The sequence below is a fragment of the Caryophanon latum genome (genome assembly GCF_001700325.1).
Classification (GTDB): Bacteria; Bacillota; Bacilli; order Bacillales_A; family Planococcaceae; genus Caryophanon; species Caryophanon latum.
Genome location: NZ_MATO01000010.1, coordinates 1 through 24762, shown reverse-complemented (window position 1 = coordinate 24762; position 24762 = coordinate 1). Strand labels below are relative to the sequence as shown.

The 24762-nt window shown below is 35.8% G+C and carries 20 protein-coding genes; 11 read left to right on the top strand and 9 right to left on the bottom strand.

Annotation, left to right across the window (positions count from 1 at the left end; translation table 11 throughout):
• Positions 1 to 23: 23 nt before the first annotated feature.
• Genes A6K76_RS16405 through A6K76_RS16890 form a run of 7 tightly spaced genes read right to left on the bottom strand, consistent with a single transcriptional unit; the run spans position 24 to position 8741 of the window.
• Positions 24 to 2924 carry a C40 family peptidase gene (locus A6K76_RS16405; RefSeq protein WP_083995221.1) on the bottom strand — a complete coding sequence of 967 codons (2901 nt, stop codon included), beginning with the start codon at positions 2922 to 2924 and terminating at the stop codon, positions 24 to 26.
• On the bottom strand, positions 2924 to 5350 hold the full coding sequence (locus A6K76_RS02555) for a VirB4-like conjugal transfer ATPase, CD1110 family (protein WP_066461776.1): 2427 nt from the start codon (positions 5348 to 5350) through the stop codon (positions 2924 to 2926). The genes A6K76_RS16405 and A6K76_RS02555 overlap by 1 nt, the downstream gene beginning before the upstream one ends.
• Positions 5262 to 5660 carry a PrgI family protein gene (locus A6K76_RS02550; protein WP_245671947.1) on the bottom strand — a complete coding sequence of 133 codons (399 nt, stop codon included), beginning with the start codon at positions 5658 to 5660 and terminating at the stop codon, positions 5262 to 5264. The genes A6K76_RS02555 and A6K76_RS02550 overlap by 89 nt, the downstream gene beginning before the upstream one ends.
• A gap of 28 nt (positions 5661 to 5688) precedes the next feature.
• Complete coding sequence (locus A6K76_RS02545; protein ID WP_066461773.1) at positions 5689 to 6045, bottom strand: hypothetical protein; 357 nt, start codon at positions 6043 to 6045, stop codon at positions 5689 to 5691.
• Positions 6046 to 6047: 2 nt separating this feature from the next.
• Positions 6048 to 6917, bottom strand: a complete 870-nt coding sequence (locus A6K76_RS02540; RefSeq protein WP_066461772.1) for a VirB6/TrbL-like conjugal transfer protein, CD1112 family — start codon at positions 6915 to 6917, stop codon at positions 6048 to 6050.
• 10 nt (positions 6918 to 6927) lie between these two features.
• The gene (locus tag A6K76_RS02535) at positions 6928 to 7554 is read right to left on the bottom strand and encodes a hypothetical protein (protein ID WP_066461767.1); all 627 of its coding nucleotides are present in this window, start codon (positions 7552 to 7554) and stop codon (positions 6928 to 6930) included.
• 59 nt (positions 7555 to 7613) lie between these two features.
• Positions 7614 to 8741, bottom strand: a complete 1128-nt coding sequence (locus tag A6K76_RS16890) for a DUF3801 domain-containing protein (protein ID WP_066461765.1) — start codon at positions 8739 to 8741, stop codon at positions 7614 to 7616.
• Between the two features lie 270 nt (positions 8742 to 9011).
• Here A6K76_RS16890 and A6K76_RS02525 point away from each other — a divergent pair, with 270 nt between their 5' ends.
• From A6K76_RS02525 to A6K76_RS02510, 4 genes are all read left to right on the top strand, one after another.
• On the top strand, positions 9012 to 9719 hold the full coding sequence (locus A6K76_RS02525) for a plasmid mobilization protein (protein ID WP_066461763.1): 708 nt from the start codon (positions 9012 to 9014) through the stop codon (positions 9717 to 9719).
• Positions 9720 to 9732: 13 nt separating this feature from the next.
• Positions 9733 to 11058, top strand: a complete 1326-nt coding sequence (locus A6K76_RS02520; protein WP_066461759.1) for a relaxase/mobilization nuclease domain-containing protein — start codon at positions 9733 to 9735, stop codon at positions 11056 to 11058.
• Positions 11059 to 11107: 49 nt separating this feature from the next.
• A complete protein-coding gene (locus A6K76_RS16885) occupies positions 11108 to 11383 on the top strand; it encodes a hypothetical protein (RefSeq protein WP_066461757.1) in 276 nt (91 codons plus the stop codon).
• Between the two features lie 644 nt (positions 11384 to 12027).
• Positions 12028 to 14676: a type I restriction endonuclease subunit R gene (locus tag A6K76_RS02510; RefSeq protein ID WP_245671946.1), complete on the top strand. Its 2649-nt coding sequence runs from the start codon at positions 12028 to 12030 to the stop codon at positions 14674 to 14676.
• Between the two features lie 87 nt (positions 14677 to 14763).
• Here A6K76_RS02510 and A6K76_RS02505 read toward each other — a convergent pair whose 3' ends face one another.
• The gene (locus A6K76_RS02505; RefSeq protein ID WP_066461753.1) at positions 14764 to 15888 is read right to left on the bottom strand and encodes an IS4 family transposase; all 1125 of its coding nucleotides are present in this window, start codon (positions 15886 to 15888) and stop codon (positions 14764 to 14766) included.
• A gap of 242 nt (positions 15889 to 16130) precedes the next feature.
• On the opposite strand from A6K76_RS02505, the gene A6K76_RS02500 reads away from it, so the two are divergent.
• Both A6K76_RS02500 and A6K76_RS02495 read left to right on the top strand, forming a co-directional pair.
• Positions 16131 to 16982, top strand: coding sequence for a hypothetical protein (locus A6K76_RS02500; RefSeq protein WP_066461751.1), 852 nt, complete (start codon positions 16131 to 16133; stop codon positions 16980 to 16982).
• A gap of 21 nt (positions 16983 to 17003) precedes the next feature.
• Positions 17004 to 18011: a hypothetical protein gene (locus A6K76_RS02495; protein ID WP_066461749.1), complete on the top strand. Its 1008-nt coding sequence runs from the start codon at positions 17004 to 17006 to the stop codon at positions 18009 to 18011.
• An 80-nt stretch (positions 18012 to 18091) separates the two neighbouring features.
• Here the strand turns inward: A6K76_RS02495 and A6K76_RS02490 are convergent, their stop codons facing one another.
• Complete coding sequence (locus tag A6K76_RS02490) at positions 18092 to 19453, bottom strand: IS4 family transposase (RefSeq protein WP_066461748.1); 1362 nt, start codon at positions 19451 to 19453, stop codon at positions 18092 to 18094.
• Between the two features lie 325 nt (positions 19454 to 19778).
• Here A6K76_RS02490 and A6K76_RS02485 point away from each other — a divergent pair, with 325 nt between their 5' ends.
• The 5 genes from A6K76_RS02485 to A6K76_RS02465 all read left to right on the top strand — a co-directional run bounded on the left by A6K76_RS02485 (position 19779) and on the right by A6K76_RS02465 (position 23876).
• Positions 19779 to 20321, top strand: coding sequence for a DUF4158 domain-containing protein (locus A6K76_RS02485; protein ID WP_066461747.1), 543 nt, complete (start codon positions 19779 to 19781; stop codon positions 20319 to 20321).
• 55 nt (positions 20322 to 20376) lie between these two features.
• Positions 20377 to 21654 carry a MobV family relaxase gene (gene mobV / locus A6K76_RS02480; protein ID WP_066461745.1) on the top strand — a complete coding sequence of 426 codons (1278 nt, stop codon included), beginning with the start codon at positions 20377 to 20379 and terminating at the stop codon, positions 21652 to 21654.
• A gap of 326 nt (positions 21655 to 21980) precedes the next feature.
• On the top strand, positions 21981 to 22898 hold the full coding sequence (locus A6K76_RS02475) for a S8 family serine peptidase (RefSeq protein ID WP_066461743.1): 918 nt from the start codon (positions 21981 to 21983) through the stop codon (positions 22896 to 22898).
• A gap of 105 nt (positions 22899 to 23003) precedes the next feature.
• Entirely contained in the window at positions 23004 to 23579 is a 576-nt protein-coding gene (locus A6K76_RS02470; protein WP_245671945.1) for a hypothetical protein, read from the top strand.
• 21 nt (positions 23580 to 23600) lie between these two features.
• A complete protein-coding gene (locus A6K76_RS02465) occupies positions 23601 to 23876 on the top strand; it encodes a DUF3986 family protein (protein ID WP_083995213.1) in 276 nt (91 codons plus the stop codon).
• Positions 23877 to 24762 lie beyond the last annotated feature (886 nt).

Sequence of the window (24762 nt, the reverse complement as noted above, 5' to 3'; positions counted from 1 at the left end):
AGGGACTCTCCTCAGTGGAAATTTTATTGGGCAATTCTTCTAATCTCCGGCTTATACTGTTGCCAATATGCACTTTTCCAATTGTGGTAGCCTACTCCTGAACCGTTCGCATCATACATTGTGCTAGCATCGATATAAAAGCCCACGTGTGAAATATGATTTGGTCCGCCATACGTGCCACGGAAGAAAATTAAGTCGCCTGGTTTTGCTTCAGCTTCTGAAATCGGCATAGTCATGTTGTATTGATTCGCAGCGGGTGAAGGTAAGCTAATGCCTATTTGTTGTAAGCCCCAACCGACTAAACCGCTACAATCGAAACCGACTGTTGGAGACTTACCACCCCATACGTAAGACCAACCGTTGTATTTTTCTACTTCTGCTAAAACGATGGCAAAATCTCCGCCAATCGTGGCAGCTCTTCCTAAATATTGTCCAACAAGCTCACCATAAAAATAGTTGCCACCATTTCGATATAAATACGGTTTATTAAAACTTTTCGATACGGTATTTATATAGCTATACGTTTCGCCTGTTGTATTACCGAGAGAAGGAGCGACTACTGTTCGCGAATAATCTTCTGCTATGCTTAAATCATATGTGCCACCGCGTTTGCCGACGTAATTTGCAAATGGAGAGCCAAAGTTATAGCTTTGAGCAATTAAACGAGCTTCATTTTCAAAGCCGTTATTGAATGCTTGTAAAATCGTTATAATGTTTTTCACGTAGCTAATACCTTGCCTCACCGATTCAGCTTCTGATTGAAAATAGTTTCGAGGATGTCCAGCGCTTTCAGAGGACTGCATGATATCGCGTGTTCCTCTGCCGCCACTTTCAATTTGAATGATTGCTAGTATTAAATCTACATAACTATCCATGCCTTGATTGGTAGCCTCTGTAACGACTAAACTTCGCCACTTTTCAACATCTGGTGATAAATTTTGAGCAACTCCGATCGTTCCATTTAGCTGCTGTTGCTGAGAGCTTCCTGCACTAAACATCGCAATAATGAGTATAAGCATTCCTAGCACGATGAAAACGGGCAGGAGGACAGAGAAACCGCTACCAGCAAGTATTGCAACTTTTCCTAGCATCGCTTGTTTTAGCGCTGTAAAATTAATGTTTTTAACGAAATGAACAAATTGAGTAACGACGTTTTTCAACGTGACATTGTTCATTCTATTTTTAGACACTAATTTTTTCTTAATTGCTTGCTTCTGTAGCTTTTGAGAATTTATTTTCCTCACTGGGGTACTCGTATTCTTCTTTAGTTTACTTGTATGCATATACAGCTTATTTTTTGGAGCTATAGCTAATTGCTTTCCATCTCGTAATTTCTTTCTCACTTTGTCGAGACTGATTATGCTTCGTTTCATAAGTGCAGAGCTTTTATGAATGACTTCTACACCACTGTCATCACGTGCTAACTGCTGACTGTAGTTTGCGCTGCCTTTTTTTAATAATGTATAGACTGGAGAAACGGCCATTCGTTTAATAAAAGTTGGCTTATACTCACCTTGATTTGTTTTCAAAAAGGACTTTGTTTTTTTCAACGTTACCTTTTTGAAATGAAGCTCTTCTTGAACATGCTGTAACGTGCTAATACGCCTTTTTAATTTCAGCTTTTGCGTCGAATGGATCAAGTTCTTAATTGGTGATACGTTTGTAGCAATTTGTTTTGGTTGTACGCTATGTTGGTGTTTAGTAAGCGTATGTTTATTTTGTTTAAGACGTAGCTTCTTTTGCCATTGAAATGATTTCGCTGTAGCTGTTAAAGTTTGACTAGCTACTTGGACACCGACATCATTACGTTCTAATTTATTCTTAAACATTTCGCTAACTTGTTTACCTGTAGCAGTAGCAACGTAAGAGGCTAAAGGTACACGAGTGAGTCGTTGTTTCTTTTTGAGCGTATTTGGAAATGCTATAATGTTTTGCTTCGTATGAGCTACTTTAGCCAATTGGATATGTGAGACTTTATGCAGTTTAGAATGAAGCTTTTTTTTGATTGCTATCTTATACTGTAATCGTTTTATTGTCTTACTAGTAATTTTAGTATCCCTAATATCTCTAGTCTCTTTTTGTTGCAGCATAGGTATGTTATCTGATACGTGCAAGGACTGGAATAAAGGGTTTATAAGCAGAAGTGACAATGAACGGTGCTGTAATCGCTTATGAATAAGTTGTTTTTGTAGATTTGAAAAATGATCATCAGGAATACTAGTATCACTAGAGATTCTGTTTTGCTTATTTAGTAAAGGCGGTGAATATTTTGCAGTTTGAAATGAAGATGCCAGCTGCTGCATTAATGGATTAAAGACTATGAGTTGCTGCTGTAGATTATGAGTAGCTCGTTTTTGTAGCTTAAAAGCTCGCCGTGAAGGGTATATAGGATTTTTAGTATCCCTAGAGGTACTAGTGGTACTGTATTGTTTGTTTTGTGCAAAATGTATTTGAAATGAAGGCACATGCTTCGGATTTACTTCATTTGATTGCGTATGTTGCTCATGCAATTTGTGCCGAATACGTTTTTGTAGTTTGTTAGAAATATTCATCGCTTGGACTGGAGGAACAGATGTTATGAAATAAGACTTTGTATGATTGGAGGCAAATGGGGCATGCTGGAATTTAATTTTCGATGTGCCTAACTTTACGTTAAATTTAAAGTTAAGCGCATTGTCGCTGTCAAATTGTTGCCCTTCATACGATAAGTCATTATTTGTTTCGTGCTCACTAGTAGATAAGAGGTGAAGCTTTTGTTTCGTCTGATTGTTTGATGAGATAAACGTTGATGTGTTATTTAACAATCGCTTTGAATGTGCAATCGCTCTTTGTTCGACGGTTTGGCGGCGAGTAGTGTGCTTTTTCAACATGTTTGCCTGCTGCTTAAAATTAGTCGCTTCAAGACGTCTTTTCTTGATCGCCATTAGTCAGCACCTCGCAATCGCTTAATTTCATCCGTTTTCGTTGTCATCACGGCATACAAGGAGTTATTTTTAGGAAACTTATCTTTAAAAGGTAAAATGACATCGTTATATACAATTAAGCCTTCACCCTCCCCACTATTTGTAATATAGTTTGCTTGATAATCGCTAATACCGAGTTTCTTTTGCAAAATGAATCGGTCACTAGTAGCCTGATTGAGTAAATAGATGAAATCACTGTTGTCGAGAATTGTTTCGATACGGGGGCTTGATAGCAAGTCCTTTACGTTTTGTGTAATGCCAGTTGGAATACCGCCCCACTTACGAAATCGCTTCCAAAATTCAACTGAATAATTCGATGTCTGTTCCTCAGCAAGTAGCTTATGAAATTCATCCATGTAGTACCATGTACGCTTTGAACGGTTTCGATTAATCGTTACTTTATTCCATACGTGGTCTTGTAAAACTAACATACCAAGTTCGCGTAAGTTTGATCCAAGCTCCTTAATGTTGAAGCAAACTAAACGGTTATTTGCGTTGATGGAAGTACGATGGTTAAACACGTTTAATGAACCATGTACGTATAATTCCAAAGCATCAGCAAGTTCATTTCCTTCGATCGTATTGCTTTCCTTGAAGGCATTAAATAAATCTTCTAAAATTGGTACATTTTCTGGAACCGGCTTTTCTAAATAACGTCGATAAATTTGTCGAACGCATTTATCAACAATTGTTTTTTGACGAGCAGATAGCCCTATTTTTCCGCCAGCGATTAATTCCATCATCGTTAAAATAAAATCAGCTTTAAAGGCGATTGGGCTTTCTCCTTCACCGTAATCGAGTGAAATATCTAACGGGTTAATAAATTGCTGTGAATTCAACCCAATCGTTACAACATCCCCACCTAGTTTTGCAACGAATGGTGGATATTCGCCTTCAGGGTCGCATATTAAAATGTCGTCAGCTGTTCTTAAATAAGTATCCGTAATTTCACGTTTTGCAGAAAAGGATTTACCTGAGCCGGGTGTTCCTAAAAATAAACCATTAGGATTTTTTAAATTTTTACGTGACACTTGAATCATATTATTGCTTAATGCATTTAGCCCGTAATAAATTGGCTCGTTGTCTTCTTGGTACAATTCCTGTGTTGTAAATGGTACGAAAATCGCTGTGGAAGATGTCGTTAAGCCACGTTCTAAATCTTTTTCGGTTACGTTATATCCTAAAGGTAAGGAGCTAATGAAGCCTTTTTCTTGCTGATACTTCATCTTTTTTAATGTGCAATTTTGCTTTTGAGCTACCGAATTAAGTCGGAAAATCGCATTTTCAAGATCTTTTTCTGTATCCTCAAATACAGTAATAGTGAATGTTAAATAGAAATATTTTTCGTTTTCACGCTGTAAATCGGCAAGTATTTTTCGACTTTCCTCAACGTGCATATTTAAGTCAGTGGGTAAAATATCCATATCATATCCAGCTTTAATTGCTTTTTTCTGTTCTTCAATTTTGATGCTGTCTAGATCAGAAGCTTTCGTTTTTACCATTTTGACGGCTTTTTGCTGATCCAACGAATAAATATGCATACTGATTAACATTTCAAGTTCCAAGTCGAGGTATTCAGCAAGCGCTCTATCAGAAAGCTCGCTCGCCTCAATGCTTAAATATAGTGTGGCTACATGTTTATTATTCAGTTTAAATTCATCGTTCTTATAGCTGAAATCGATGCTACGCGGTGCGATAAAATCTTTTAAGCTATATGTCTTTAGCGTTTCCTTTGGCACATACTCAAGCTCTAAATAATGCTGCGTATTTCCATTCAACAAAAAGTTAATGATTGACATACGCTCTAATCCATCTAATCCTTCCGTCACAACGCCCATGCTTTGAAAGTTTGCTTTAATATTGGCTTCAATGCTTTCTAAGCGTCTAATTGCACTATCATAGCTTTGATCGATAATTGTAAAAACGAGATATTTATTTCGAATGATGCCGTTGCTACCTTTTTGTCGTTGTGTATCTAGAAATGAAAAGTATTCATGTTGAAGATTTTTGAATTCTTCAATCACGATGTCGCTTGCTTCCTTTGTGTATTCATACGCTGCGTCTAAAAGCTCCTCTGCAGTCATTCTGTAGTTAATAAACGTCAATTGCAATTGAACATTTGCATCGAATGAATTGAGCAAGGAGCTATATTGAGCAAAAATACGTTGCTTCATCTCGTCTTGCGAAAGCTGATAGCTAATATCGGAAAAGCGAATCATTTTGTTATACACGTTACCTGTCACATTACAAATACCGTTTTTGTACATCTTTTTATAGGTTAATGTGTCTTGTGTTGATTTAGTTTTTTGTTTTTTCTTGTCCAGAATTCGTTGCAACACTTGGAGTAGGTTGAACCGCCGTAGTTCGTTTGCGCTTCGTTTTGCCAAAATGGATGCTCCTTTCTTTTGCTAAATCTTCATTCGATTTAGTTATTTTGAAAGTGCGTTTCATCGGGTTGACGTACTTATATTCTAAAATGATTTTAATCCATTTTTCCGCGGGCATGCCGTCCCTTGTATAAATTGTAATGAAAAAAATTGGTGCAACAGCGACAAATAATGCATACATCGCAACATCAATATTGAAGAGATTTTTTGTAATGAAAAATACGCTTAAGCCTAATGAGACAGCCGAACCAAATCCAATTAATTGTCGCTTCGTTAAACCGAAAAACAGTTTCGCTTGAATTTTTTTCAACTCTTTTGGGACAGAGACAATGAAATGATTATTGTTCATTTTTTCTTCGCAGCTCCTTTCTGATGGAAGCTGGCATTTTAATTAAAAATGCTAATTCTCCTAAAAAGAACGCATTTTTTACGGTCGTAACATTTGGGAAAATGACTTTCCAAATTAAAAGGAAAAGCAGGACAATCCATATGATCGCGACTATTAAATTGACGAAACAAATGATACTGTATTGATACATGCTGGCAGTAACTTCACCTGTTTGTACGTAATATTGCAAATCGGCTACGTTATCGAGTAGTACGTGTAGTTGTATGGCTGTAATGAATGAAACAACAACGCTAGCAATCATAAAGCCGATAAGCAATCCTTTATGCTTTCGAACCCATTTTTTCATGGCTACACAACTCCCACAACGGATTTAGCTAGAGAATGTGTACGTGTTAGCGTAATCGTTAAAATACCCATCGACACTAATAACAGCAATAAGCCAAACACAGGCTGGTTTTGTTGTGTAATTAACGTTGTCGTTTTATCTAATAAGCCAGCGTAAATAACTAAGCAAACAATCATAAAGAAACCTTGAAGCATTAATGCGATTAGTTGCTTAATATAGTTCTGACCAATTGAGCCGATCCACTCGCGGTTCATCATTGTCGCAAATGGAATGGGTGCTACACTGACATACAGTAAAATCACAATGATTCGACTCCAAGCAACTAAATAAATAATACCCGCCATTAAAAATGTAATGAGCAATACGATAATTGCTAGCACGGACATACCGAGTGCCGCGCCAATATTATCTACAGAGTCAACTAAGTTTGTAGTAACACTATCAGGAATAACTAACGTTGTTGCAGGTACTTTATCGGTAATCCATTTGCCTAAATCAAAAAAAGCTAACGTAATATCAAATGCATTTGTAATCAATAAAATAGCAGCAGCTGTTTTAATAATTAGAAATAGTAATTGCCCCGTTTCAAAATCATTTCCTTTGTTTTTTTCAACGACCAATTCATAAATTTCATAGCAAAAGATGTACGTTAAGATTAATCCAGCAACAGGCATGATAGCAGTATCTGAAATGATTTGAAGATTTTCTACGATCATTGGTGAGAAGTCAATCGGTGTTTCAGAAACATTTTCACGAACTGAATCTACACTGCTTTGAAATAAAGAGTGGGTTAAATCTAAGTTCCACTTTACGAAGCCTAATAGTGCATTTAAGAGCCACTCTTGTAGAGATTCTATTAAGCTATCAAACAACGGTCATCACCTACTTATCATCAACTAGGTTAATGTAAATTTCATTAATTTGCTCATCTAGCTGCTGTATTGTTTTGAGCTGTAGGTTGTCATTCACAAACTCATTTGGAATGGCTATTTCAATCATATGTGCTTGTTCAAATGATGCTCCAACTTTGTAATCTGTTGATAAATAATGGAGTTGTTTATTAACAATCTCATTAGCTATTAGCTCATAATCACCGGTCACAAATACGGTGCTTCTATCCAAAATGAAACTCTCAAACCCTTCATAATTATCCTTACCTTCAAACTGATGAGACACACTAATCGTTAGTTTTTTATATTTTGAAAAATCAATATTGTAACCGTCAAAAACGCTTCCGTATTTTTTCGTAAATGATGCTTTTTCACTTTCATCAAAATCATGAATATTTACGTTATTAATGCTACGCGTGAATGTGATAGTTGTGCCAGCAAATTTGTCATAATCGCTGTTCACAAAAATAGCTACGGGCAATAGAACGGCTTCATGTTTTACAATCGCTGTTTCGTTATGTGAATTGGAATAATCATAGCCTTCATTATTAACGGCATCATTACATCCGAATAAAAGAAAAGAGCTTAACATACATGTAGCTAATAGTTTAAGTCGCATTATATGACCTTCCTTCATTAGCAGAAGGGAAAACGATTTAAAAATAGATGTGTATTGTGTTATCGTTCTAACCCTTGTGATCGATTTTTTACACGATTATTTTTCTCGGTTGCTTTAAGTTCCGCATCAATTTTTTTCACACCTTCTATTGAAAAACTGGGCTTTGTTTTCACCTCGTCCGATTTCAGTGGAGCTTCCTTCTGCATAGCTATAGAAAAAATACGAGCAGCTAACGTCGATCCAGCAATTTTATTTTTCGGTGTGTCATTAAAGGCTATGTGTACGTGTGCTCTGTAAATAGCCGTTACTTTTTCGAGAGAATCTTTTGAAGTAGTTTTCTTCATAGCTTTTAGCGTATTTACTTGTTCATATTGTGTATTACTAACATTTGTGAATGCATTGCTTAATGCTTCGGATTCAGCTTTAATCATTTGATGCATTAAAGTAAGTTCTTCTGGAGTGAGCTGAGATATAACATATTCGATTTGTTCGTTTTCAGATTGGAATGATTTTTGCTGCGTAGCGTTCAATTGATCAATATGGATGGGGGACACTTCTGGTGTTTTAGAAGGCTCATTCGACAATTTTTCCTTGGTGTCGAATTTGATTTCATCGACAGTTTTATGCTGTGTAAGTAATTCTTTTTCTTCTGGTGAAAGCTCTACCATTTGTTCTGTATTATCAGTAGGAGAATTGTATAGTTGTTGAACTTTGTTTACAGAATCAGTAGGCAATTCTTTTTGCATTGCTACAAGCCCCATTTCAGCTTTTCTAACATGTTCATTTTCTAAAACTGCACTTTTTATTTCACTAACGTTCTTTAGTGCTTTTTCGATGACGTTTGATTGCTGGCCAGCGAAAAAGAAGGAATAACTATCCTTTCCATTTTTCGTGATGGAAAAATCAACGCCTAATTTTTTGAACTCCTGCTGATAGTCCTTTAATTGTTCTTTTGTTAAATTTTCATCTAACGCATAAACGTTAGCTTGATGTTTTTTGATTAACGCACTAATTTTTTGTTTTCCTTCTTTTGTGTTACTGGATATTAAAAAATCTTGATTACGATCTTTATCTTCTAGCAGTTTTAATAAGGACTTTAATATGAATAGCAGCGTTTGCTCAGTAATTTTTGCTCCTTCAGAAATGATCTCGATTGCATTTTTAGTATGTTCGTCAATGTTAACCAATTATGCTCACCTCAATTTTCTGAATTTTAAGAATATTATATCATAAATAGCTGAAGAATGATAATATAAAGAGAAGATAGTGATCTTAAAGGATTAGGCAAGATACGGGTTTGTATATACAAACCCCAAAAACAGTGTTTTTGTCATGTTAGGGCAAAGCCCTAAAACCCTCAACTAAGCCATGAGACCTTCATTTCGCTTTGCTTCATTTAAGGCTCTTAGCTTAGTCTTTGTCGCTACGCTCGAACTTTGTAAAAGGTGGTTAGTGTAATGAATAAAAAAGATGAAAATATTTTAATAAGAGTTACAGCAGCAGAAAAAGAATTTATAAAAACAAAATGTTATGAACTTGGTTATAAGACGATCTCAGCATTTTTAATTGAAAGCGCTCAAAATAGTTTTAAGCTGGAAGTAGATATGAGTGTTTATAGAAACATCGCAAAAGAAATAAATTACATCGGAAAAAATATAAACAACTTAGTTCGAAAAATTAATATTGCTGGATTTTATAGTGATATCGATTTAAACGTCATTCATGAGAATCAACAAAAAATTTTAAAAATCATGAATAAAGAGTACGATCGTTTACTGGATTTAGAGAAAAAACATTCAGAAAATGAGTTGAGCTTACAAGATAAAAAACGGTTAATTGAGCATCTTACAAAACATGATTTAGATATTCCAAAGAAAATTTTGCTGGAAGAAATACTTGAATATCTTAAGGATGATTTGATCTACATTTACAATATTATTTTGAACTCTCGAGCAAAGAACGATGGGTTGCATGATTACTTATTGGACTATATGAGTGGAAAAACATTATTTACATTAGATGATAAATTGTTAGTTCAATTTTCAGACGAACTGTTTCGATATACGCAAAAGTTGAAATTTAAATTAGTGAATATAGAAGAAGACTTTAATGATGATGATTGGTATGAGTTGAAGGACATTCTTGATGAATATGAAGTGTACTAGAGGGGGATACTATATGACAATTATTAAAATTCAAAGAGTAAAAAATTTAAAAGCTACGGTTAAATATAGTGTTCAAAAACATAAAACACATGATGAATTAATTTCAACTTTTGAGTGTAGTGTTTCATCGATTGAGCAAGATTTTCGCAGCGTACTAAATGATTACAATAACGTGCATACAAAGAAACGTAACTTGACAGCGAGGATGATTATTCAATCATTTGCTGATGCTGATCATTTAACACCGCAACAAGCGCATAAGATTGGTATTGAATTTGCGCAAAAATATTTAAAGGATGAGCATCAATATTTAGTTGTCACACACATCGAAACAGACCATATTCACAATCATATTATTTTTAACGATATTAATTTTAAATACAATAAAGTGTTTGATAGCAGACGTGAACATTCACTGCATTATTTGAGATTAGTTAATCATGAAGTCTCAGCTAATTATAACTTGAGCCAGATTAATGTAAGTAAATCTGATAAAAAATATATGAACTTTAGGGAGTATGTAGTAAAAGCAAAAGGCAGATCATTTAAAGAGCAATTGGAACATGTCATCGACGCAAGTATTCAAAAGGCGAAAAGCTATGAAGAATTTTTACAGCTGATGAAAGCAAGTGGCTACGAATATAAAATGGGCAAACATTTGGCTTTTGAAAGCCCTACAACGAAACGTTTTATACGAACGAAAACGTTAGGTATCGATTATGTTGAAAGCTCAATTAAATATCGAATTGAGCATAAAGCGTACCAGCCATTAAAGGTGAACATTTTTAAAAAGCAGTGGATAGATAAGACACAAGAAAAATTTAAACAAAGTAAAGGGCTAGAGCGTTGGGCTACAATACAAAATATTAATTATTTAAATGAAATTAATGCACAGTTATACAAAGAGAAAATAACGTTAGGTGAGTTGAATGAGCTGCGACATACGACTGTAGCATTTGTGCAGTCGTTTACACAGAAGCTTACGCAGTTGGATGATGAAATATATACGTTAAAGAAGTTAAGTGGCTCCTTTGAAGAATATAAGGAAAGTCATAGCGTAATGTTTATGTACAAATCATTACAAAGTGATGCAGAACGTCGAAATATTAAAACAGAATACAACCAAATTTTTCGAAGATATGATATAGTGAAGAGGAATATAAAGACTTTAAAAAGTATTTATAACATTCAAGATGAAGCTGAATTACAATATAAGTTATCGTTGTTAAAAACAGAACGTAACTTGTTATATAGTAGCCTCAATATGAATACAGCCAACAAAATGATGGACTTAAACAATCAAAAAAATAAGGAACATCAAGATCAACATGAATTGTAAAAAATGATCTTATGTCTTATGACTTTCATATATGATGAGGGGGGATATTATGGTTAATTGGGATGATATTCTAACGGCAAAAGAAGCCAGTTTTATGCTAGGAAGAAATGAAAAATACATTTATATGCTATTTAAAATGCATTCTCCAATGATTTTACAAGGTTCGGTGACGATTAAAGGGAATACCATGCTTATTTCTAGAGAAGGTTTCGAACATTTGAAAGAACAGATCGAACAGATGGAAGTCTTAAAAAAGAAAGCTAACCTTGATAACAACCCTATTAAGGCTAAGCAAAGCAATCTTCAAGAAGCATTTTCTTTCTAATTAAATAGAGTAAAACCCGAAATGGATTAGTAAATTGCTAACATGTCATTTCGGGTTTTCATTTTAATTTTGAAATTCTTCAAATTTACTTAGTCTCTATAGAGGGGGAATGTATTTTAGTTTTTTGTTAGTCAGCTCTTCGCATCAAGGCAGGTTTTCCGGAGGCGTGGTTTGAGCTTGTAGTTTCGCGCTCACGTTTTTCCCACCATAGTAGTCCGCCTCTTGTTTTGAGCCTCGTTCGCTTTCTAAATTTCAAACACCCTCTATTTAGAAGATAATTTGTCTAATTCACCAGGTATTTATTGTCATACGCAAAAGCTGCCAATACGTGTCATCATTCATCGCTTAACTGACGACCAAACACAAACACGCTTGAAAAAACAAGCCATTCAAGAAAAGAAGAAGGGCATTGTCATGAGGAGATTCGTTTTGAACGAGATATCGAAACCGTTTTAACAGGTCAAGGTGGCTGGACTAGTGAAAAGTTTCAGAACTGTGGCTATGACGCAAGTATTGGACTTGATTTAGATAAGTTAATTACCTTTATTCAAAAGACGCAGCCGAAGCAATGGGAACGTTATGAGAAGATTTATAAAGAAGATGTACTTCGGAAATTTTTGAAACGATTTAATGAAGAAGTACAGATGCATGGATTACTACATGTGTTACGTAATGGTATAAAAGATCGTGGGGTTTCATTAAAGGTTGCTTATTTTAAACCTGTTTCTGGCTTGAATTATGATGTGATAGCTAAATATGAGGCTAATCAGTTTACTTGTGTTCGCCAATTTGCTTATAGCCCAAATAACAGCAATACAATCGATATGGTATTAATGTTAAATGGGATTCCGATTATTGCTTTAGAGTTGAAAAATCAATATACAGGTCAATCTGTTGAACATGCAAAAATTCAATTCCGAGAAGACCGTGATCCTAAAGAATTAGCTTTTCAGTTGAATACACGCTTTTTAGTGTACTTTGCAGTGGATCATTATGAAGTGTTTATGACAACGAAGTTAGCAGGTCGAAAAACGTATTTTTTACCTTTTAATCAAGGTTCAAATGGTGCGGGGAATGTTGGTGGTAAAGGAAATCCAGCAAATGAAGAAGGCTATCCTACAGCCTATCTTTGGGAACAAGTATTACATCGCGATAATGTCATGGATATATTACAACGTTTTATGAATTATGACGAGGCGAAGAAAATACTTATTTTCCCTCGTTATCATCAACTAGATGTTGTATGTAAGCTGATTGCGGATGTGAAGGGAAAGGGCAGTGGTGAAAACTATTTAATTCAACATAGTGCTGGTTCGGGCAAGTCTAATAGTATTGCATGGTTAGCTTATCATCTTGCTTCAGTTCATAATGATGAAGATACGCCGATTTTCGCCTCAACGATTATTGTGACAGATCGTACTGTACTAGACCGTCAGTTGCAAAAAACGATAATGAGCTTTGACCATACGACAGGACAAGTAGAAATCATTGATGACCGAAAAACATCGCAAGACTTAAAAAATGCAATTAATGACGGTAAAAAAATTATTATTACGACATTGCAAAAGTTTCCGGTTATTTATGAACAGATAGATGCCTCTAATGGCCGAAATTTTGCAGTCATTGTTGATGAAGCCCATTCATCGCAAACTGGTAATAGCGCTCAAAAATTAAAAGCAGCTTTAGCAGATAAAGAACTTACTTTAAAAGAATATCAAGATATTGAAGAAGAAATTGAAAATACAACCTTGGATGATCAAGACGAGCTAGTGAAAACTTTATTAGCACAAGGACGTCATCAAAATTTAAGTTTCTTTGCATTTACAGCGACACCGAAAGAAAAAACAATTGAAATGTTTGGTACGAAGCAAGCTGATGGCAGTTTTGCACCTTTTCACGTTTACAGTATGCGCCAAGCAATTGAAGAAGAATTTATTTTAGATGTGCTGAAAAATTATATGACGTACAAAACATCCTATCGAATTGCGAAAGAAATCGAGGACAATCCAGAACTTCCGAAAACAGAAGCTGTTCGTGCAATTGCTAGTTATCAGTCATTTCATCCGTGGGTATTACGCCAAAAAACAGAAGTGATGATTGAACAATTCCGCGCTTTAACAAAGAAAGCTATTGGCGGTAAGGCAAAGGCAATGGTTGTAACATCTTCTCGTTTACATGCTGTGCGTTATATGCAGGAGTTTAAGGCGTATATCGCAGAAAAGGGATATAAAGATTTAGATGTGCTGGTAGCCTTTTCAGGTACTGTACGAGATGATGGAGTAGATTATACAGAGCCTTCGATGAATATTACAAAAGACGGTGAGCGAGTAAAAGAAAACCAGTTAAAAGAGGTATTCAATACGGAAGATTTCAATCTTTTAATCGTTGCAGAGAAGTACCAAACAGGGTTTGATGAGCCATTATTACATACTATGTTTGTCGATAAGAAGTTAAGTGGCGTGAAGGCGGTACAAACATTATCTCGTTTAAATCGTACGATGCAAGGTAAAAAGGATACGTTTATTTTAGATTTTGTGAATTCAGAAGAAGAAATTCTAGCTGCTTTCCAGCCGTTTTATGAAGTAACAAAGTTGGATAGCGAGGTTAATATTAATCTTATTTATGATACGCAGAGTAAGCTACGTAAATATAATATTTACAATCAAGATGATATTGATCAAGTGATGAAGCTAGTTAAGCAAGCACAAAATAAGCAAGATGAACGTCTGTTAGGGCGCATATCAAGCTCATTTAAGCCAATCATTCAGCGTTATAGCGAACTTGCTAAGGATACGCAATATGAGTTCCGAGTGACGTTACGTAATTTTAGCAAATGGTATAATTATGTTTCGCAATTTGATCGTACTTTTGATATGGAATTATTAGAGGAAAGTATCTTTACGAACTATTTACTGAAATTTATTCCAAAAGAGACGCGTGAAAAAGTCGATGTATCGGATAAGATAAAATTGGAATATTACAAACTTCAAAAGGATTTTGAAGGAGAAATTTCACTTGTAGCTGAACAACCAGGTGTATTAAGTAATCCAAAGCAAATTAACGCGGGGATAAAGCCACCAGAAGAACGTGATTCGTTAGAAGAAATTATACATCGTGTGAACGAACGTTTCCCAAATGATTTTACAGAAGCTGACCGTGTGTTATTGGAACGTTTATACAAATCATTTAAGCAAAATCCTGATTTGAAATTGATTAATATGGCTAAAAACAATAGCACTGAAATGTTCGAGAAGAATTTGTTTAAATCTGTTTTATTCATTTTTCATTTTTGAAGAAAAACGAAGACACTTGAACAGAGGTAGTGAACATCCATTTTTTTACTATAACCTATGACGAGTGTGACAGAAGTGGTTGAACCTTTATGGAACGGCTTTTCCAGAGATTTTTCGAATCCATAAGTGAGCAGACTTCCATGGAGCTGCCTTCAATAAGCGACTAATGTCCAAATAACTTTTAGGACTATTTGTACGCAGTTGAGCCAATACATGTAAGCAGTACACAATCATCGCGATATACACTTGATTATGTACGCCCTGTTCACTTTGCGCGTAAAATTTTTTGATATTCAAGTGTTGCTTCATCCATTTGAAAAACAACTCAATTGCCCAGCGCGATTTGTATAATTCGGCGATTTCATCAGCGCTTACATCAAAGCGATTCGTAATCAACTGGAGTTCGTTTCCTTTGGTATCCGCTACTTTGATGCGACGAAAGTAGTTTTCTGCCCGATTTTGTGTTGTGCCAATTAAAATCATTTCATCGGTTAAGACGGTTGATTCTTCTGGCAATTTGAATTCTTCCATGACACGAATCGCTGCGTTTTTTCGTAAGCGCGAAACAAAGAAATAACCGTCATCCGTCATCTGATCGAATTGTTTGTAATCCAGATAACCACGGTCAAAAACATACATGCATTCCTTGTCGTCAACGAGTAGCTCAAGCTGACCATGATCATGCTCGACTGCATTTGTGAGAGCCGCTTGATCTGGATATGAACGTCCTTTCTCTACGTGAATCAATCGTAAATGAAGCTTGATTCCTGATTTTGTTTGGCGAAATTCAGCCCACTTATGATTGTTCAAATTCAACGGCAACGTACTCGAATCAATGATTTTTAATGGTGTCGTTATTTTGCGACGCTGCTCATACTGTGATTTTTCATGGATTTGAGCGACTAAATCGAGAAATAGCTGTTGGAACACCTCTGTCGACACTTGATTTAACCGGCGACCTAACTGTGAAAAGCTGATGGATTCTAAGCCCGTTACTTGTTGGAGTTCGTCTGAAAACAATTTAAGATGAACATCTCGCATACTTTCTGTTTCATTGAGCTGCGCAAATAACAGTAATTTCAAGAATGAATCCATTTGTAATTTCTTTGTATAGTAGTTTAATTGATGGATTTCAACCAATTCCTCTAGTTTTATCTGAGAAATCGGGGAAAACCATTGTTCAAATGATGTTTTTCGTGTAAACTTATCCATGTTTGAGTCCTTTGTTTTGGATTTGGATGGTTTACTACCACCCAACCATTATAAAGGATTTTTTTGTGCTTGAATTATATTACAGAAAATTCAGTTTAATAATAAGCATTGGATTATTTTAATGCGACGCTAGTGATAAAATATCTAAGTATTTATTTTCCGAAATAATATAAATATTTACATATTATGTTCGATATAGTAAAGGAAGGTCCTTCTAATAAAAAATGTGAGGAGTTTTAATAATGAGAAAGATTTACGCTTTTCTATTTGTTTTGTTTATCTCTTTACCATTTTTCATCGAAGAAGTAGCTGCAGCTATAATTGATGAGGCAGAACCAAATGATACATCAGTAAATGCGCAGCTTATTGAGAGAAACAATCATGATCCAGCTCAAATGATTAATGGGAATAATGCGAGTCAAAAAGTGTTAGTTGGCAATTTGTCGAGTGCAACAGACGAGGATTGGTATCAAGTTTATTTACCTGCCAATCCAGAAACCTATTTATCTATCAATGGTCAAACAGGTCCAATCTTTAAATTTGAAATATTTGATGCTACTTTGGGGCAAATTTTTGAAGAGGACTATAGTAAAGATCCTTCTTTTATAGGCGCCTTTCCTTACGAATTTAATGTATCCACAGCGGGGATTTACTATGTGAAAGTTTCAAGTGTTTTTGGAACAGGTGGGGATTATCGCTTTACCGTTGGCAGCCCCAATTATATGGTGGATTCCTATGAATACACAGCAGCAACACCCTTAACATTAACGACGTCAATTAATACTGCTCAGGGTACGTATGATCTTAGACATATCGCAGACGTCCCTAAAAAAGCTATCGTTTACCAAGTTACATTTGGTGGCACTAAGGTAAATTCTGCAACAAGTGAATATAGACGAATTAAATTAGCGGCCGATTCTTCGTGGATTAACACCTCCTCCTATTCATGGATCGCCAATATTCCTGCTGTTCAAAATAAAGCCTTTCATAGTCAGTGGAGTGTTCAATTACAAGGTAAGGTTTCAAATAGCACAAAGCCTTATAGTTTAACACCAAAATTAAGATTTTCTTATTTTTATCCAATCATTCCTTAATATACTAGGAGGTGAATTTCTATGAAAATGCAACACTTCTCTCTTATGCGCAGCCTTTTCAACAATGGCTCCTCTAAAACAAACATGTTATCAACAATGAAACAATTAAGTCAATACAATCAATTATCTAAAGGGACTATGAAAAAACCGTATGAAAAATTAGATACGGTGGAAATATCACCTAGTAGTCTGCAAAAGCAGGTAGCAAGTAAGCAGAGGATTACAAGCCGTCAAGCTATTCAATCACTCACCCATTTACAAGGAAAAGAAGTAAAGGAAATAAAAGCAAAGAATAACGTGCTTGAATTTGACGATGGTGCTTTATATCGCTTTAGTTTTAATGGCGTTTCAACGGTTATGCAAAGCTTCTACCATGGCTCTGGTTCCATTCTTGGCACTGCTTTCACCGAATTGGGCGAACGACTAGGTGTTGATACAGGAGCTATTTATTCTCAGCAGGATGTAACAAAGATCAATAAAATTGAAGACTTTTTTTCTGGCTTTACAGGGCGATCTGGCTTAATCGGTTCAAGACATTCATATTCTGGTGAGGAAGTATTGGATATGTTCAAGAGCGTTGGGATTGAGCCTGGTTGGTTTACGGTTAAAAGTAGTGGTCAAACTGTGAGACATTATTTAAGAGAGGATGGTCGAACTTTTTCGGAAAAACAGGTTCTGGGTAGCCGTAATACGTTTATGTCCCATAATTTATTTGATATTGGGTATAAACAAGGCGAAAAAATTACTATTGGCGACACTGATTACGAGGTGGATGAAACAGGTCATATTAATTTGCCACCAGATGCAGCCGTTTTCCTCACCCATAATGTCGACCCCATGTACACAAAGCGAAAGCAACTTGCCACAATTAAAGATCAATTAATAAAAACACAGGCAACTCGCCCAGAGGAGCAAGTATTCTTTTCAACGCCCACCCATGATTATACATTGGATGGAAATGGAGAATTATTAGAAACCAAGAATTTAAACAGTAACCGTCAAACGGGCTGGTGGACAACAAAATTGTAATTTAAAACTAAAAATGGTACCGGGCTTATTCCATCCCAGTACCATTTTTTTAGCGTTTAGCAATTTCTTGTTGTAATAACTCAAACTTCGCAGACTGAAATCGACAAATAAGCCTTGATATAGTTAGGTAGACCGTCAATCCATTGCTGTAATTGACTTTTGATTAGTTTTTGTAATGTTTTGTTCGTCTTTTTTAGGGCATCTTCAAGAAGCTCGATTAATTGCTGTAATGCGACAGCCCAATCCAGTTCGTTCACTTCATCACATAATTCATAAAAGATGCCACCTAATGTGCGTTGATCGTTATGGCAACGATTTTGCCAGGACAGGACGATGTATCTCGCAAATACAATCGTGGTGTGGCTAATCAGTAAATCATATGACATGCCTTGAAACTCTTTTTGCAGGCGTAAGAGGGATTTGGTCGTCTTGAAAAAGACCTCAATATCCCAGCGCATGCCATAAATACGGACGATTTCTTGTTCGGAAAGCGTACAATCGGTGCTGAGAATCGCAAGCCATTCACTCTTTTTATTGCGGTTTTGAATAAACACGACCTTTACCTGAATGCCATTTGCCATGGTTGTTTGAATCGATCGCATGATGCCTTTCTTGCCAGAAACAGGCGTGGCCATCTTATATAGCTCCTTCAAGGAAAGCCTTTTTTCGTTCACCAAATAACGTTGATTCGTTGCCTTGACCATGCCAATAACGTCAAGACCGAGTTCAGCGATTGATTGGATAAGAGGTTGTTGCGTAAACCAGGTATCCATTAACACATAATCAGCCGATACACCTGCTTGTAATGCGCGTTCAAGCATACTTGGAATGACGGCTGGAGCGGATTCTAACGCTTCTACACGACGTTTATAGCCAGAAGAACGCTTATCAATATTCTCAGAAATACCGTTGATCTGCGCCTTCTTTGAACTCAGTAACGTGAAGTCCAGTGGCATAAATGAAAAGCCATCTGACCAACCCAGAGTAAGCATACGAAACCCTTTATAGAAGCGTTTTGTTAAAGAGGAATGATCCATACAACGCGCAAGAAGCTCCACCTTTTTACTGCGGTTACGGTCGAACATGGAATCGTCTATGATGAAAACCTTTGGACGTGTTGTATCTGTCAGCTGATCAACTTTTTGAATGGCATGCGCGCTTAAATCGGTTAAAAAACGACGCCAGGCAAACTTGGAATGATTCATGAAGCGATAAACAGAATCCTTGGCAGGGTAACGGTCGCCCTTCTTTGAATTTAACAGGGTGAACCAACTCTTATGATGGAAGATTAAACAAAAAACAAGTTGAAATAAATAGGAAGTGGTGAAGCCAAACTTCTTCGTAATCCCAGCTTTTCGAAGATGTTTGAAAATCTCTAATTCTTTAAATACCGATTTTAATTCTTTTGGCAGTTGATTATTTTGGTCATTATGCTCTATCATTATGGAAGCACCTCTTCTGATGGTAGTGTTTTTTCGACAATCACACTATACCAAAGAATGAGGTGTTTTTTGTATCTAAAAATGCATGTCAAGGTTCTTATTGAAATCGAGAACAATCTAATAGAGCCAACGATTGGACCTAATTATTTAGGTGCGAAGTTTGAGTTACTTAAATGAAATATTTTGGGGTACGGAAACGATTCGTAGATTGAGGGGCCACTATGGGAAATAATGTAATTAATAGCCGAGCCTATCAAAATGATAGGTTTTTATTTATTATAAAATAGGGAATCGAAAAATTCAGATAAGTGAGGAGGGAGATGAATTGCCAAGTATTCAGGATACCATTTTCCCTCGGTTTAAAAGTAATCTAACCGAAAAGGATTTGGAAGAAGTGTACACCCCAGCAATGAATGAAATGGAGTGGGCAGAAGTTAAGTCTAAAGGGACCTTGCAGCAATTAGCCTTACTCGTTTTAATTAAAACTGTACAGAAGCTTGGATTTTTTATCCGTATTGTCGATATTCCAGAAGCAATTGTCGTACATATTGCGAAAAAAGCTTACTTACCTTTGCCTGCAAAAGAAGAATGGAAAACGTATAATGAAACAAGAACGGCCAAACGTCATTTTCGCTTTGTTCGGGATTACCTTCAGCTTCGGCCATTTGATCATGAGGCCCATAACATTTTGCTTGAAACAATGAGCAAACTAGCATTTAGCAAGGATGACCCAGCTGACCTAGTTAATGCCGCGATTGAGGAATTAATAAATCAACGTTATGAATTGCCCGTTTCCGCACGTTTTCGGTCGGGCGATGGAGCCCGAAACAGCCCTCGGCAGAGCGCACCTTTACGCAGTAAAGTATAGCTATACTTTACATGGAAGTGCTACCGGAAAAATCGCATCGAAGGAGTTGATTGGATTGAGCTATGCTGTGGTACGAATGGTGAAACTGAAGTCGCATGATTTAAAGGGAATCCAATTTCATAATCAACGAGAACGAGAGAGCAAAACGAATCCTGATATTGATTCATCGAATACCGAAAATAATTATGAATTAGTGAATGAATCGAATATTGATTACAACAAGCGAGTTAAAGAGATTATTGAATCACAAAAAGAGGGTACGAGAAAAACACGAAAAGATGCGGTGTTGGTCAATGAATTTATTGTGACGTCTGATGCTTCATTTTTTGACAAGCTCTCGCCAGCTGATGAACGAAAATTTTTTGAGGAAAGTTTGAGCTTTTTTGCGGAACGATATGGAAAACAAAATATAGCATTTTCGATGGTTCACAAAGACGAAAAAACACCACATATGCATGTGGGTGTGGTGCCCATGCGTGATGGTCGGCTACAAGGAAAAAACATCTTCAATCGCCAAGAGTTGTTATGGCTGCAAGAAGAATTCCCAAAGCATATGCAGAAACAAGGTTTCGAGTTGCAACGTGGCGAAAAGGGTTCAAATCGAGAGCATATCGAAACAGCCAAATTTAAACAAATGGCGCTCGAAAGACAAATTGAAACGCTTGAAAACCAGTTGGCGGATAAGAAAAAAGAGTTGTTGGCAGTGACAGAAGACATTCCAACAGAGGAATTAACTATTCGTGTGGAAGGTCATGAAGTGAAAACGCAAGTAAAACAAAAAATATTTGGGAATGCGGAAGTTACGGAGAAAGAAACAGCAAATCTCGTTGTGCAACCCAAAGAATTAAAAAAAGTGGAGAAAATGATAAACGCTGCAAATCGTGTGAGAAGTGATTATGAGCGATTATTGAAAACGGATATCGTTCAAGAGAATAAAGCGCTCCAGGAGAGTTTAGATGAGCTCTTCGATGATTTTCACCATGTTCAAAAGCAAAATAATGAATTGTACAAACAAAATAAAGCGTTGAGTAATGAGGTAATGTCTTTAAAAGCCACTGTAAGTGATTTGAGAGACGAAATAGAAAAACTATATAAAACTACCAAAGAGTTCTTAAAAGCTCGTACAGAGGACGCTAGAGCTTTTAAAACGACATTTAAGCAATTTGTTGATGATGTCCGAGCGAAAATACCATATGGAGAATTTAAACGAGTGCATGAGCGTGAAGCAGACAACGACCAGGTGATGAATATGGAGCGTGTGAAGAACATGGCGAAAGAGTTGGACCAGAAGAAACCATCTGCTCGAAATAAATCGTGGGATATGGAGAGATGAAAAAAATTTTTTAAAGATTTTTTAAAAAATTTTTTAGTTTTTAAAAAAAGCACTCCTCGAATGAGGGGTGCTTTTGTTTTTGGAAACGAGTGAGCGTAGCGAAATGAGTTTCTTCTTTTACTTGATTGTTGTTCTATTTTCTTCTTTTGTTGCTTCTGCCTATCATCGAGGAAAGGCAGCTATTTTAGAAAAATTAAATCGTCTATATTAACATCTGAAGTCTCATACATGAAATGGGGATCGCGTCGGAGACGCTTCGGGAACTTAAGCGTAATCTATTCGTAGAAATAACGAACAATATTTATAGAGGGAGTTGAATTGAGGAATTGTTTAAATTAAAGTTAAAAACATTAATGTTTTTCTTGTTTTCTGTATTATTAATACTTTGTATTTTTTATACAGAAGATGATACTCGTTTTGTTAAAAAAAGCGATTCATTTTTGAAAGAGTATTGGGCCTATGATTATTTGGAAATTGACCTTATACGAGAGCAAAATAATTTATATGGTAAAGATGTTAAGATTGGTTTAATAGATACTGGTGTTGCTAAATTTATTGATGTTGTTGATGGAATAAATGTTAGGGATCAAAATGAAGATTACTCCGATACACATGGTCATGGAACCCATATTGCTGGAATTTTAAAAGATGACAGCTTTGGTATAGTTCCTGATTCTGATTTGTATATTGTAAAAGCTTTAGATAGTAAAATGAGTGGAGATATTAAAGATATAATATTAGGTATTGAATGGCTTATAGAAAAAGAGATCGATATTATTTTACTACCGTTTGGTAGTACAGAATATAATAGTGAATTAGAAAAAGTTATTAATGATGCAAATGAAAAAGGGATATTTGTAGTTTCTTCTGTTGGAAACTATGGGCTACAAGAAGAAATTGATGTATTATATCCCGCTAAATTTAAAAATGTATTAGGTGTAGGTGCATTAGGAAAGGATGGAGAGGTTTGGAAAGGGAGTACTCTTGGAGAAGAAGTTGATATATTACTTCCAGGACAAGCGATAAAAAGTCTTTCTTTGAGTGGTGATCCATTAGTTAGCAGCGGAACTTCGATGGCTTCAGCATATATGGCCGGAATACTAGCTTTATATATAGAAAAAACAAGTAAGTCTAGTGATTATAATATTCAAGATAGGATTTTAATTTTTAGAGATGAATTAAATAAATATTACAAAAAAGGTAGATATAACCTATTCAATCCTGCTATCATATTAGATGAATGACTAATTACAAAATAACGATAGATGTATGTGTCGAAAAATATTTTTTGGACACTTAAAAATGGCGTGAGCCATTGATATATCAACATTTATAGAGGGGGAATAGTTTTGGGTTTTAAGAAAATTATTGCAAGTATTTTGATTTTTGCTATGTTCTTTTCTTCTCTTGGAATTACTACCATTTTTGCCCAAGAGAATACATATGCTAATAATGAAGCTATAGCAAATGAAGTTAAAGAAGAAACAGGTGTAGATGTTTTTGATGTAAGTTTAGAAAATTACGAGGAAGAATTTAGTTTTTTAGTAAATGATCCAGTTTTCATTGAATTAGAAGAATATTTAGTCTTATCTGGTCAAGATGCAGCTTTTAGTGATTCATCTGTTCAAGGTCAATGGGTTCCCATTGTTGCTCAAGCTCTTAGACTTTTAACATCTAAAGTTGGTAAAGAAGGTATGGAAAGAGGTTGGAAAATAGCTAGACCTTATGTACAAAAAGCGTTAGATGCTCCTTCTCTGTATGAACTAGACGGACCTGGTAGTGGTGGAAGAATAATTCAAGTAAGAAATAAAAAAGGCGGATCAGTTGTATTTAGATTAGATTATTTTCCAGTAAAACATGGTGGTAAGAATTATTTACATTATCATGTTCCAACTAACTTAAAAGAGCATCACATTATATTTTAAATTTTGAGGTGTGGGGAACATATGAAATTTGAAGAAGATATACATTTACATGCTGGATATTATGAAGCAAATTATGATTTAGAAGGAATATTCTTTAAACAAAAAGATGAAGAAATTTGGTGTTTATTTTTTCAAAATGATTTTTATAAATTACCTTTAAAAAATCACTTTGATGAATACGATGAAAATTTTGGGTATTTAGTTAGAAAATATAATATTCAGAATGATGATTTAACAGAGGAAATAGCTAATACATTGTTTAAAGGGTTTTTATTAGAAGAAGGATTAATTAAGTAAGAGTGATTAGGACGTGTCTAAAAACTCCAGAATTCAGTATAAATAATGGCGAGGAACGAAATCGCGTTCTTTATCATAACATGGCGTTGCTTTCCACATCGAGGCAGGCTTTCCGCGGGCGTGGCTTGAGCCTCCTCAACACTCCTACGTCGTGTCTGCGGGGTCTCAAGTCTCACGCTTTTCCCGCTGGAGTCCGCCTCTCGTTTCAAGCAACCTGTATGCGTCAATCCCAATTTATCGTGACGAACAAGTTCCAGACCGTTATAAAATAGTTTTTAGACAGAACCTAATATATTAACAGATATATTAATTTAAAACATACTAAACATTAGTAATAAATGGGCATACTCTTGAATTTCCTAAAGAAAAATATGATTGGTGTAACCAATAATTCAGTTTTCATCGTTTATAAGACAGCTATTCCTTATCGTTGTTGTATTAAGCGTTTTATAACGTCTGTCAGAGCTTAACGTTGTAAATCCGCATTTTTATGACGGGACCCCTTACAGTTAATTGGTAAAAATGATGTAGGACTCAAAAAGAACATTCCCAAAGCGCTGTTTGGGAAGGTTTTTACTTTAGCTAATGAGAAAGATGAGCGCAAGTGTCAACGGTAAATCGCAACGGAATGGGTCGGCTGGTCTTGCCGATCCATGCAGTGAGAATTTAAGGAGTTGACACGTGTCGTGGATTTTCCAAGCTAGCCATTGACGAAAGGAAATGGAGAGGGGCGCACTTCCCCCTCAACATTTTTTTCGGCACCCGCTGTAGGCGTTCCGTCCTAACAGGACAAAGAAAAGTTTTTGGGGGTTTGCCCCTTTGTTCACAAAGGGGCAAACCCCATAGCCATCAAGTTTACCCATTCGATTCATTTCTTCAAAATGAA

Coding starts and splice junctions, on each gene's coding strand:
- A6K76_RS02535 (WP_066461767.1), bottom strand. CDS start 7,554: ATGCGACTTAAACTATTAGCTACATGTATGTTAAGCTCTTTTCTTTTA.
- A6K76_RS02510 (WP_245671946.1), top strand. CDS start 12,028: ATGCATGGATTACTACATGTGTTACGTAATGGTATAAAAGATCGTGGG.
- A6K76_RS02500 (WP_066461751.1), top strand. CDS start 16,131: ATGAGAAAGATTTACGCTTTTCTATTTGTTTTGTTTATCTCTTTACCA.
- A6K76_RS02465 (WP_083995213.1), top strand. CDS start 23,601: ATGAAATTTGAAGAAGATATACATTTACATGCTGGATATTATGAAGCA.
- A6K76_RS16405 (WP_083995221.1), bottom strand. CDS start 2,924: ATGGCGATCAAGAAAAGACGTCTTGAAGCGACTAATTTTAAGCAGCAG.
- A6K76_RS16885 (WP_066461757.1), top strand. CDS start 11,108: ATGGTTAATTGGGATGATATTCTAACGGCAAAAGAAGCCAGTTTTATG.
- A6K76_RS02490 (WP_066461748.1), bottom strand. CDS start 19,453: ATGATAGAGCATAATGACCAAAATAATCAACTGCCAAAAGAATTAAAA.
- A6K76_RS02545 (WP_066461773.1), bottom strand. CDS start 6,045: ATGAAAAAATGGGTTCGAAAGCATAAAGGATTGCTTATCGGCTTTATG.
- A6K76_RS02525 (WP_066461763.1), top strand. CDS start 9,012: ATGAATAAAAAAGATGAAAATATTTTAATAAGAGTTACAGCAGCAGAA.
- A6K76_RS02495 (WP_066461749.1), top strand. CDS start 17,004: ATGAAAATGCAACACTTCTCTCTTATGCGCAGCCTTTTCAACAATGGC.
- A6K76_RS02520 (WP_066461759.1), top strand. CDS start 9,733: ATGACAATTATTAAAATTCAAAGAGTAAAAAATTTAAAAGCTACGGTT.
- A6K76_RS02505 (WP_066461753.1), bottom strand. CDS start 15,888: ATGGATAAGTTTACACGAAAAACATCATTTGAACAATGGTTTTCCCCG.